The sequence below is a fragment of the Streptomyces sp. NPDC036822 genome, assembly GCF_055609145.1.
The window spans coordinates 193,685-205,446 of sequence record NZ_JBVJPY010000002.1 but is presented as its reverse complement, the minus strand read 5'-3'; the positions used below and the strand labels follow the sequence as shown (position 1 = coordinate 205,446).

General features: G+C 70.5%; 9 protein-coding genes. 5 read left to right on the top strand and 4 right to left on the bottom strand.

Annotated elements, in window-relative coordinates:
- Window positions 1-547: 547 nt before the first annotated feature.
- A complete protein-coding gene (locus tag ACZ68P_RS05345; RefSeq protein ID WP_471002924.1) occupies window positions 548-3,718 on the top strand; it encodes a hypothetical protein in 3,171 nt (1,056 codons plus the stop codon).
- 116 nt (window positions 3,719-3,834) lie between these two features.
- Here ACZ68P_RS05345 and ACZ68P_RS05340 read toward each other — a convergent pair whose 3' ends face one another.
- Window positions 3,835-4,677, bottom strand: coding sequence for a hypothetical protein (locus ACZ68P_RS05340; protein WP_471002921.1), 843 nt, complete (start codon window positions 4,675-4,677; stop codon window positions 3,835-3,837).
- Between the two features lie 85 nt (window positions 4,678-4,762).
- Window positions 4,763-5,872: a ferritin-like domain-containing protein gene (locus tag ACZ68P_RS05335; protein WP_471002918.1), complete on the bottom strand. Its 1,110-nt coding sequence runs from the start codon at window positions 5,870-5,872 to the stop codon at window positions 4,763-4,765.
- A gap of 256 nt (window positions 5,873-6,128) precedes the next feature.
- Between ACZ68P_RS05335 and ACZ68P_RS05330 the strand changes: the two genes are divergently transcribed.
- The 4 genes from ACZ68P_RS05330 (at window position 6,129) to ACZ68P_RS05315 (ending at window position 9,866) form a co-directional block, all read left to right on the top strand.
- The gene (locus ACZ68P_RS05330) at window positions 6,129-7,064 is read left to right on the top strand and encodes an AurF N-oxygenase family protein (protein WP_471002915.1); all 936 of its coding nucleotides are present in this window, start codon (window positions 6,129-6,131) and stop codon (window positions 7,062-7,064) included.
- 172 nt (window positions 7,065-7,236) lie between these two features.
- On the top strand, window positions 7,237-7,968 hold the full coding sequence (locus tag ACZ68P_RS05325) for a TetR/AcrR family transcriptional regulator (protein ID WP_471002912.1): 732 nt from the start codon (window positions 7,237-7,239) through the stop codon (window positions 7,966-7,968).
- A gap of 10 nt (window positions 7,969-7,978) precedes the next feature.
- Window positions 7,979-8,263: a hypothetical protein gene (locus ACZ68P_RS05320; RefSeq protein WP_471002909.1), complete on the top strand. Its 285-nt coding sequence runs from the start codon at window positions 7,979-7,981 to the stop codon at window positions 8,261-8,263.
- A 76-nt stretch (window positions 8,264-8,339) separates the two neighbouring features.
- Window positions 8,340-9,866, top strand: a complete 1,527-nt coding sequence (locus tag ACZ68P_RS05315; protein ID WP_471002906.1) for a C40 family peptidase — start codon at window positions 8,340-8,342, stop codon at window positions 9,864-9,866.
- A gap of 130 nt (window positions 9,867-9,996) precedes the next feature.
- Here the strand turns inward: ACZ68P_RS05315 and ACZ68P_RS05310 are convergent, their stop codons facing one another.
- Window positions 9,997-11,235, bottom strand: a complete 1,239-nt coding sequence (locus ACZ68P_RS05310) for a tyrosine-type recombinase/integrase (RefSeq protein WP_471002903.1) — start codon at window positions 11,233-11,235, stop codon at window positions 9,997-9,999.
- 82 nt (window positions 11,236-11,317) lie between these two features.
- Window positions 11,318-11,542 (bottom strand): helix-turn-helix domain-containing protein, encoded by a 225-nt coding sequence (locus ACZ68P_RS05305; protein ID WP_471002900.1) that lies wholly within the window; start codon window positions 11,540-11,542, stop codon window positions 11,318-11,320.
- Window positions 11,543-11,762: the final 220 nt, after the last annotated feature.

The window sequence follows — 11,762 nt, the reverse complement described above, 5'->3', positions numbered from 1 at the left end:
CGGCGCTGTCGTTGTGACTCCGTCATGGCTAGGCGTCCCCGCCCCAGCCATGACGGTGGACCTGAAGAACGCATCGCGTCGACTCCCACCCAGGAAAAACAGACAACAGAGAAGGTGCGGAAACACCAAAAGCACGCGCCTGCTTCAGGCGCGTGCGTGCGAACTCTCTGTCATGTCCGCGGTATTTTTCAACACGAAAAATGCAGGGGCCACGGATTCGACGTGAGATGCCCCACGGTGCAAATACACCCAAACCCAACCGCTGACGATCTTCCTCCTAGAGTCGACAGATCGTCATATTTGCCTCGGGGTCAGCCGCTTTAAGGGGCAAGTCGGACAACCCGTTCGGCTACCCGCGTAGTTGCAAGCCATTCATAACGCTTTCGCAACTCCTTCACCTGTGGACTCCCTGTGTCGCACGTGTGATCGTGTGCCCACTTATGCCCCGCGGCCTGCCGTTGGGGCTGTCTGTGCTGCCCATGTCCACCTGGCCTTACGGGAGTAGACCGCCGTGTCCGCGCCGCCACCCAGATTTCTCAGCCCCTTCGTGCGCACGCGCACGCGGCTGTCCCTGACTCTCGGCCTCGTCCTGGCCGCCCTCACCGCTGCCCTGCTCCCCTGGTGGCAGCCCCAGACCCCGCCCGTCGCCCAGGGGAACAAGGCGACGGACGCCAAGCCGGCCTCGACCGGTCCGCGTGACGAGGCGGCCGCTGTCGCCGAGGCCAAGCGGACCCGGAAGCAGGTGCTCGTCGACACGGCGACCACCGCGACTGAGCAGACGTGGGCCCTGCCGAACGGGCAGATGCGCACGCGGATGCATGCCTCACCGCAGCGGGCGAAGAACGCTGACGGCGAGTGGGCGCCCATCGACAACAAGCTGGTCCGGTCGGCCAAGGCCCCGCGCGGGCTCGGCATCGTGCCCGTCAACGCCGCCGTCCCGGTCCGGTTCTCCAGCGGCAGCAAGGACGCCGCTCGTGCGGACCGTTCGTTCGCCCGCGCCCCGCAGCCCGGTGAGACCGTCCTCGCGGAGATGGACGTCGCCGGTCACACCGTCGCGTACACCTGGCCCGGCGCCCTGCCCGAGCCGGTCCTCGACGGTCCGCGCGCCCTGTACTCCGAGGTCCTGCCCGGCGTCGACCTGCTGCTGGTCGCGCGTGAGGAGGGCGGTGTCGCCCAGCTCCTCATCGTCAAGACCCCCGAAGCGGCCAAGCAGGAAGCGCTGAAGTCCGTCGCGTACGGGCTCCGCTCCGAGACGGCCACCTTCCAGCTCGACGCCCCCAAGAGCCGCGTCCTCGTCCTGGACAAGGCCGGCAGGGAAGTCGCCTCCATCCCGACGCCGTTCGCGTGGGACTCCAGCGGCCGTGACCCCGAGCTGCCCGCCGCCCAGGCCACGCCCCGTACCGCCACCGGCACGCCGGCGGACGTGCTCAAGCTCTCCGGCTTGACCGGCATCGAGCCCGGCGCCCAGTCCGCGCAGCTCCCCGTCGCCCTTGACGGCGACAAGACGAGCACCGCTCGCCTCTCGCTGAACGTGGCGGCGACGGGCCTGTTCACCAAGGCGGGTGTGAAGTTCCCGGTCTTCGTCGACCCGACGTTGAACACGCCCTACGAGGCGTGGACGACGGCGTACCGGAAGTACCCGAACAGCAGCTTCTGGAACGGCACGAACTTCTCCTCCGGCACCTCCGATGCCCGCGTGGGCTACGAGAGCGACACCGGCGGCCTGGGCCGCTCGTTCTGGCGGATGAAGTTCGACCCGAAGATCAAGGGCGCCACGATCACCCGGGCCTCCTACAAGGTCCTGAACAACCACTCCTGGTCCTGCACGGACCGCGAGTTCAAGTTCTACCTGACCGGCGGAATCTCCACCGGTACGACGTGGAACGCGCAGCCGTCCTGGTCGACGCACCTGCAGTCGAAGTCCTTCGCGCACGGCTGGTCCACCTCCTGCCCCGACGAGTACGAGGCCTGGGACAACACCAACGTGAAGGCGGCCGCGCAGAAGGCCGCCACGGCCGGCTGGTCGAACATCACCTTCGGCATGCGCGCCACGACCGAGACGGACACGCAGACCTGGCGCAAGTTCCGCGCCACCTCCGCCACGCTCGAGGTCGACTACAACACCCCGCCCTACGAGCCCACCCTCGGCACCACCTCCCCCGGTGGCGCCTGCACCCCGGGCCCCGGCGCCGGCGTCACGATCGGCCGCACCAACATCACCCTGTCGGCCAACGCCAAGGACAACGACGGCAACCTGTCCAAGCTGCGCTTCCGCTTCTGGAAGACCGGCGGGACGGTCCCGGCCCCGGTCGACATCACCCCGAACTCCTCCGGCACCGCGACCCGGATCATCTCCGCCACGGACCCGATGCTGAAGGACATCACGGCCAACACGACGTATTCGTGGGACGTCCACGCCATCGACCAGGTCGGTGCCGTGTCCTCGTACTTCCCGCCGAACACCACCGAGCCGTGCCGCATCACCGTGGACCCGACCGCGCCGCCGCAGCCGGACATCACCAGCACCGTGTTCACCGAGGCCACGAGCGACGGCGCGACCTGGGCCAAGGTCAAGTTCGGCACCCCCGGTGACTTCACCTTCACCGCCACCGGCGCGACCAAGTTCAAGTACGCCTTCGAGGGCGAGGCGCTCATCGAGACGCCGGCCCCGGTGAACGGCAAGGTCACCCTGACCGGGATCCAGCCGAGGCACGCCGGCCCCAACTGGCTGAACGTGTACGCCTACGACGTCTCGGGCAACCAGAGCATCCGCGGCGACTACGCCTTCTACCTGCCGCCGCGCGACCGGGCCGACGGCCCGATGGACACGGGCGGCGACGACATCGCCGACCTGCTCGTGCTCCACCCGGACGGCAAGCTGCGCAACTGCGTCGGTGCCCCCGTCGACCCGGCCGCCGCCGGCACCGGCGGCGAGCTGTACAGCTGCCTGACCGCCTCGTACGTGACCAAGGACTCGGCGGTCGACCCGCCGAACCACTGGATCGACACGGCCGGCACCGCCTCCCTGATCACGCACTACAACGACGCCTACCCGGGCGACGGCTCGACCGACCTGTTCGCGGTCACCCCGGACAAGCAGTTCTGGCTCTACCCCGGTGACGGCTACGGCAGCTTCAACGTCGATGACCGGATCAAGGTCCGTCTGCCGTCCAACGCCCCGGCTCCGTCCACCTGGACGCAGATCAAGGCGATCGGCGACATCACCGGCGACAAGCTGCCCGACCTGGCCGTGCGGGCCGGGACGGCGTTCTGGGTGCTGTCCGGCTACACCGGCGCCACCTTCCAGACCGCGACGCTGATGGAGGGCTCCGCCTGGGCCCGCCGCGACATCGTCAACATCGCGGACATGAACAAGGACAGCACGCCCGACCTGCTGTGGCGCAACCTCGACAACGGCAACATGTACGCCCGTCACGGCAAGCCCGGCGCTGTCGCCGGCAGCGTCGACCTCGAGTCGATCAAGGTGGCGGCGAACTCGGCCAACGGCGACGTCGCGTTCGGCACGAACTGGACCGAGGCCAACGTCACCTCGGCGATCGGCATCCCCGACGTCAACAACGACGGCGTGCCCGACATCTGGGCCCGCTTCGGTGACACGGGCAACATGAAGCTGTACTACCCGTCCACCACCAACACCAACGCGCCTGTCAGGACGGTCCTGGCCGTCGACTGGCGCGGTGTCCGGGCCCTCGGCTGATCCCGAACCCACCCGCTGAACACCGAGCCCCGGTCACTGCCTCACGGCAGGCGGCCGGGGCTCACCCCTTTCCAGGAGCGGAAAGCCGGGATCGGAAGGCCGGGATCGGAAAGCCGTCAGCCGCCGATCGGCTTGCGCATCTCGGCGCGGACCTCGGCCGTGGTCTCGGCGATCTCGGCCAGGTCGACGTCATTCGGGTCGGCGACGGCCGACTCCGTGGTGACGACGGCGACGAAGGAGGCGGTGTTGTCGTCGCCCCAGGCGCACATGGGAAGGGTCGCGGTCCCCGTGGCGTCCTTCGAGGTGGTGACCTGGCAGGTGACGGTCAGGCCGTCGTGGCCGGCCGGGGTGAAGTCCTTCGGGGGAACGACCAGGGTGGACTGCTTGTCGACGGCGCCCTTGAGGATGGCGGCGCGCGTGCCCTCGGGGTCCTTGAGGCGGCCGTGGAAGCCGGAGACGACGAGGACGGCGTTCTCCTTGCCGCCGTACTGGGCGATGGCGGCCTTCGCGTCCTTGACGGTGGGGTCGTAGGTGTCCTCGACCTCCTTGCCCTCGGTCTTGGAGGCGTCGCTGACGAGCTTGTACTCGCCGTCCAGCAGGGTCTTGGGGACCACGAGCCGGTGCGTCGCCTCGGGGAACGAACCGGTGACCCCGGTGCCGCCGAACAGGGACGTACCGGCGAATCCAAGGCCCCCGACCACGACGACGGCCCCGAGTGCGATGCCGACGACCATTCCGGTCCGCTTCTTCCGCGGCCCCTGCCCGGGCGCGCCGAAGGGCGGTTGACCCCACCCCGCCGGCCCCTGGTACTGCGGGGGCACTCCGTGGTGCGGACCACCCTGCGGCGGCCCGTACGCTCCCGGCTGCTGCGGGTACCCCTGGGGCGCCTGCGGGGGCGGCACCTGCCCGGCGTACGGGTGGGGGTGCTGCGGATTCTGCGACGGCGGCGGGATGCTCATGCCGGGCACGCTACGTCACGTCCGTGAACGCCCGGCCGGGCAGGGTGCCGCGGTCCCGGCACCGGCGGCCCTGAGCGCGGCCGCCCTACGCCTCGTCCGCCCCCTCCTCCACCGCCGCGCGTACCTCCTCCACCCGCGCCTTCTCCTCGGCCGCGAACCGCTCCCGGTCCAACGCCTCCGCGTACTCCTCGTCCTGGGTCATCAGCAGGTCCAGGTTCGAGTCGCCGAGGTCGAAGACGCCCATGTCCACGTACGCCTTCTGGAGGCGTTCGCCCCACAGGCCGATGTCCTTCACGCACGGCACGATCCGGCTGAAGAGGAGCTTGCGGAACAGGCGCAGCGACTCGCTGCGCTCGGAGAGGTCCTCGGCCTCCTTCCTCGGGATGCCGAAGTTCTCCAGGACCTCGACCCCGCGCAGCCGGTCCCGCATGAGGTAGCAGCCCTCGATCACGAACTCCTCGCGTTCGCGGCGTTCCGCGTCCGAGAGCTGCCGGTAGTAGTCGCGCAGGGCCATGCGGCCGAAGGCCACGTGACGGGCCTCGTCCTGCATGACGTACGCGAGGATCTGCTTCGGCAGCGGCTTGTCCGTCGTGTCGCGGATCATGCCGAAGGCGGCCAGCGCGAGTCCCTCGATCAGGACCTGCATCCCGAGGTACGGCATGTCCCAGCGCGTGTCGCGCAGGGTGTCGCCGAGCAGGCTCCGGAGGTTGTCGTCGATCGGGTAGAGCATCCCCATCTTCTCGTGGAGGAAGCGGGCGTAGATCTCCGCGTGCCGCGCCTCGTCCATCGTCTGGGTCGCCGAGTAGAACTTGGCGTCGAGATCGGGGACGGACTCGACGATCCGGGCGGCGCAGATCATCGCGCCCTGCTCGCCGTGGAGGAACTGGCTGAACTGCCAGGAGGTGTAGTGCCGGCGCATCTCCCCCTTGTCCTTCGGCGTCATCTTCGCCCAGTGGCGGGTGCCGTAAAGCGTCATCACCTCGTCCGGCGTCCCGAGGGGGTCGTACGGGTCGACCTCCAGCTCCCAGTCGATGCGCCTGACGCTGTCCCACTGCTTGTCCTTGCCCTTCTGGTAGAGGGCCAGGAGACGGTCGCGACCGTCGTCGTACTCCCAGGTGAAACGGGCCGAACCCGCCGCCGGTACGGGCCAGATCGGCTCCCCGGGGGCCTTCGTGTAGAGGTCGTGCGTCGACACCGACGCCTCCTTCACTCGGAACGATGAGCGGGCCGTCCTCAAGCTCACACCTTGGTAGACACGGGGTCAACAAGTGGCGCGCAGGGGATTGACGGTCTTGCTGACGAGCAGTCTCATAAGGGTGACCGCCGGTGCCCGACCGCCATCCGGTTCACCCGACCGACTGCGATCCCGTTCACCTGACTGAGATCCCGTTGACCCGACCGACCGCGATCCCGTCCACCCGACCGCGAGCACAGCGAGGTGCCCCACCGCCATGACCGCCCTGACCGAGCAAGACTTCACCCTCCTCCGGGACGCCCTGGGCCCCCTCCGCGACCGGGAACAGGTCGCCGAGCGGCTGCTCGAGTCCTCCCTCAAGCACTCCTTCGACCCCGAGACCGAACTCGACTGGGAGGCCCCGGTCGAGGAGGGCAAGTGGTTCTGGCCACCCGAGCTGGTGTCCCTCTACGACACCCCGCTGTGGAAGCGGATGTCCGAGGAGCAGCGGATGGACCTCGCTCGCCACGAGGCCGCGTCGCTCGCCTCGCTCGGCATCTGGTTCGAGATCATTCTGATGCAGCTGCTCGTCCGGCACATCTACGACAAGTCGGTCACCAGCAACCACGTGCGCTACGCCCTCACCGAGATAGCCGACGAGTGCCGGCACTCGATGATGTTCGCCAGGATGATCCAGAAGGGTGGCGCGCCCGCCTACCCCGTGCCGCGGATCTACCACAACCTGGCCCGCGTCCTGAAGACCGTCTCCACCACCCCTGGCTCCTTCGCCGCCACGCTCCTCGGCGAGGAGATCCTCGACTGGATGCAGCGTCTGACCTTCCCCGACGAGCGCGTCCAGACGCTGGTGCGCGGGGTGACCCGCATCCACGTGGTCGAGGAGGCACGGCACGTGCGGTACGCCCGCGAGGAGCTGCGGCGGCAGATGGTCACCGCCCCGCGCTGGGAGCAGGAGTTCACCCGGCTCAGCTGCGGCGAGGCCGCCCGCGTCTTCTCCGTCTGCTTCATCAACCCGGCGGTGTACGACAACGTCGGGCTTGACCGCCGCGAGGCCGTCGCCCAGGTGAAGGCGAGCGGCCACCGCCGCGAGGTGATGCAGTCGGGGGCCAGGCGGCTGACCGACTTCCTGGACGACATCGGCGTGCTCCGGGGGCCGGGGCGGCGGCTGTGGAAGGCGTCCGGGCTGCTGGCGTAGCCCCGGTGGACACGTCAGGACGTGTACGGGCCGGGCTGGGGCGCGCAGGCCGGGGGCCGGGTTGGTGAACGGGCCGCGGGCCGGGCGCGGTGGCCCGGGGCGGGACCCGGCGCCGCCGGTCGGGCCGGCGGCGGCCGCCTGCGTGTCGGCCCGCGGAGTTACGCTGCGTGGCATGACCAGTCCCGGCACGCCCGCGTCGCCCGCGTACCGCCGGCTCAGCGTCGAGGAGCGCAGGATCCAGCTCCTCGGCGCGGCCCTGACGCTGTTCGCGCACCGGGCGCCGGACGACGTCTCGCTCGACGACGTCGCCGAGGCGGCCGGTGTCTCGCGGCCGCTCGTCTACCGCTACTTCCCCGGCGGCAAGCAGCAGCTCTACGAGGCGGCGCTGCGTTCCGCGGCCGACGAGCTGGAGCTGTGCTTCACCGAGCCGCCCGTCGGCTCGCCGACCGAGCGGCTCGTCCGGGTCCTCGACCGGTACCTGGCCTTCGTCGATCAGCACGACGCCGGATTCAGCGCCCTCCTGCGGGGCGGCAGCGTCGCCGAGACCTCGCGGACCACGGCGATCGTCGACGAGGTGCGGCGCGCCGCCGCCGAGCAGATCCTCGTCCATCTGGGCGTGGACCGGCCCGGGAACCGGCTGCGCATGATGGTCCGGACGTGGATCGCGGCCGTCGAGGCGGCCTCGCTGATCTGGCTCGACGAGGAGAAGCGGCCCCCGGCCGACGAACTGCGGGGCTGGTTGGTCGACCATCTCGTCGCGCTCCTCGCGGCGACGACCGCGACGGACGAGGAGACGGCCGCGGTGGTGAAGCGGCTGCTCGCGCAGGAGACGCCGGACGGGCCGGTGGGGACGCTGGCCCGGCGGGTCCTCCCGGTGGTCGGCGAGGCGGCCCACCTCATATGAGACTGGTGGGGTGAGAAGCGAGAACACCCCCTTTCGCGGCGGCCCCCTGGACGGCCGGGTCCTGCCCGTCCTCCTCGGCCCGACCGGACACCCCCCGAAGTGGTACGAGGTGCCGGTGCCCGACGCCGACGGCGGCCCGCCGACCGTGTACGCGTACCGCCGCGAGCCCGCCGGGCACACCAAGCGGCTCGGCATCCAGCGCGGCTGGGTCTACGCGTACGCCCCCGGGGGCCGCGAGCGGCGCGAGCTGAAGTGGCCGTGGTCCCGGTCGGCGTCCCCGCCGCCGAACGAGTGAGCCCTCCCCACCGAAACGCCCCTTAATGCGTTAATCGCATGATTCTGTGCGTCATCATCCCCGTGGAGGTGATGACGTGTCAGGAAGGTTGCTTCGCACGATCTGCACGGGGGCGGTGCTCGCCGCCACGACGGCGCTGACGGCGGCACCGCCCGCCGGGGCGCCGACCGACGTGCCGGCCTCCCCGACGGCGGCCACCGGCCCGGCGGGCCCGATGGGCGGCCGGGAGAGCGGCGGCCTGAAGGAGGACCGGGCCCTGCCTTCCCTGAACGGACCGGTCGGGACGCCGACGCGGCTTCCGGCGCGGCCCTCGGGGCCGCCCTCTCGGTCGCCCGACGGCCCGCGTGCGGACGAACCCGTGATCCCTTCCGACCCGCCGGTGGAACCACCCGAAGACCTGCCCGACGACCTGCCCGAGGGCCTGCCCGACGACGAGCCTGCCGAGCCCACGGACGGCACACCCGAGGACCCCGCGCCCGAGGACGGCACACCGGACGGCCCCGCACCCGAAGCCGCCCCGGACACCGACAACGCCCCCGACACCGACGACGCCGCCGCGCTCCCGTCCCCCGGAGGGGACTCCGTCGCCGCCCTCCTCACCCGGCTGCAGACCCTCTACCGGCAGGCCGAGCAGGCGACCGAGACCCACAACGCCACCGAGGAAGCCCTCAAGGCCCAGGCCGCCGACACCAAGAAGGTCACCGACCGGCTCGCCGCCGCCCGTCAGGCCCTCGACCGGGGACGGGACGCGGCCGGGCGGCTCGCCCGGGAGCAGTACCAGGGGCGGGCGGCGGCCACGGCGCTCTCGTCCTACCTCCAGGTGCTCCTCGCCCCGGACCCGCAGCACGCCTTCGACCGCAAGCACGTCGTGGCCCGCGCGGCCCGCGACCGCGCCACCACCGTCTCCCGGCTCGAAGACGCGGCGAGGCAGGCCGACGCGCTCGCGGCCGCGTCCCGCAAGGCCCTGGAGCGGCAGCGCGCACTCGCCTCGCGGCAGCGGAAGCAGCGCGACGACGTCCGGGCCCGGCTCACCGAGGTCGAGCGGCTGCTCGCCTCCCTGTCCCCGGCGCAGCTGGCCCGCGTGACCGAGCTGGAGCGGACGCAGACCGCGGGCGCCCAACGCGAGATCGTCGACTCCGGAGTGCTGGCCGTCCGGCGCACGCCGTCGCGCGAGGGCGGCGAGGCCCTGCGCTACGCCGTCCGCCAGATCGGCAAGCCGTACGTGTGGGGCGCCGAGGGTCCGGAGTCGTACGACTGCTCGGGACTGACCTCGCAGGCGTGGGCGAGCGCCGGCCGGGAGATCCCGCGCACCAGCCAGGAACAGTGGCGGACCCTCCCGAAGGTGCCGCTGGACGAGCTGCGCCCCGGCGACCTGGTGGTCTACTTCCCCGAGGCCACCCATGTGGCCGTCTACGCCGGCGACGGCCTGGTCGTGCACGCCCCGCGCCCGGGCGGGCGGGTCAAGGTCTCCCCGATCGCCGCCAATCCGCTGCTCGGGGCGGTCCGCCCCGACCCGGGCGGGGCGGCCCTGGACGCGTTCGCGCCGCCCGAGCTCCCGGCGGGAGCCACGGACGGCGCGGACGAGGGGTTCGATCAGCCCTGAGTGAGCGAGGCGAGGTACGCGGAGGTCTTCTCCGGGTCGAAGAAAACGCCGAACGGCCCCGCACCGGCTCTACCAGCAGGTTTCCCTCAACTGGAGTGCCTAAGCGGGGCCGTGGGCCGCCTGTGGGCCGTCAGGCCTTGAATCGGGCCGCTTCGTAGACGCTCGCGATGGCGCTCCGGGTGCGCTCCTGACTGCTTGGCATGAGGTGAGCGTAGATTCGGAGCGTCAAGGCCGCGTTGCTGTGCCCCAGGTACTCACTGACGGCCTTGATGTTCTCGCCTCCGTCCAGGAGGGCGGAGGCGTAGAAGTGCCTCAGCGCGTGCATCCCGTGCTCGCGAGCGGCGGCGTGCCGGTCCTCCTTGGTCTCCGGCGGGGCGATGACGCCGGCCACGACGAGAGCGGGCTTCCACGCCTCCTCGTTCAGCGAGGTACGCCAGACGTGGTTGCCGCCCGGAGCAAGGAAGATGAGGCGCTTGGTCACCTTCGGCCCGTCGGCCGTCCTCCAAGGAAGGGTGATCTCCACCGGCGAGTGCTGCTTCATGTGCGCCCGCAGGACATCGGCGATGGGGCCGGGCAGCGGCACGTCACGTACCTTCCCGCCCTTGGGGAGGGCGAACACCGGCTTGCTCCGGCTGAGCTTGAGCTGCTGCCCGACATGGAGCGTCTCGGCGTCGAAATCGATCGCATCCACCGGCACGCCCAGGATCTCGCCCTGACGCATGCCGCACCCCGCCCCCAGGTCGACCATGGCGCGGTACCGCTCGGGCATGGCCTGTCTCACGGCGAAAACCCTCTCAGCGGTCCAGGGAACGACGCGCTTCGCGTCGAGCGCCGGCGGCCGGACGGAGCCCGCCGAGAAGGGGTTCCGGCTCAGGTGGCCGTCGTCCACGGCCGCGCTGAACGCGGCACGGACGTTCGCGTAGATGGCCCGCCCATACGACCCTGCCACGGTCGATTCGAGCACTGCCACCCACTCCCGGATATGGCTGGGCTGGAACGAACCGAGGGGCCGCGAGCCGATGTGCGGAAACGCGTGGAGCTTGAGCTGCGACGTCATGGACTCGAGCGTCCTCGGGTCCACGCTGTGGGACTTGAGCCACGTCTCGGTGAACTGCTGGAACGTCGTCTTGGCTGCCTGTGGGTCGACGTACTGCCCCCGCGTCATGTCCGCTTCGATGTTAGTGAGCCACTTCTCGGCGAGGCGCTTCTGCTTGTCGGGGAAGCTTTTTGACTTCTCAGTGCCGTCGGGGCCGATGTAGCGGGCGCGGTAGCGCATGCCGGTGCCGTAGCGGTCAGTCTTGACCCGGCGTTCCTTGCCGTCGGGGTCAGTCTCGGTCTTGTACCAGCGGTCCTGGACGTGGCCGGCCATGGGTGGCTGCGATTCCTTTCGACGTACGGGAAAGACCCGTGCCGCCCCATGACGGGGGCGGCAGGGGCCGGTGAGAGACGAGTCAGGCGATGGCGTCGAACCCGCTCTGCTGAGCGACCCACGCTCGGACGGCGGCGGGGTCGTAGCGGACGTGCCGACCGACGCGGAATCCGGGCGGGCCGGTGCGCTGCTTGCGCCAGTGGTAGACGGTTTCCAGGGGGACCTCGAAGAGGGCGGCGATGTCCTCGGGGGTGAGGTACCGGGCGGGGAGGTCGGTGACGGGCTGGGGGGTCTTGGTGGTTGCCATCGGGCTCCTTCAGCTCGGTCCGGGGCGCGAAAACCCCGGAAAGTGCTGACAGAACTGACAGAACCTCGCCATGTGGCCTCTGAGCTGCGGATTTGAGCACTTCGGCCACTGTGACAAAACCTCAGAAAACTCTGACAGAACCTCGGAAACCTGGGTTCTGTCACGGCGGCCCCGCCCTGTCTGGCGGGAGGTTTTTTGAGTTCTGTCGGAGTTTCCGGAG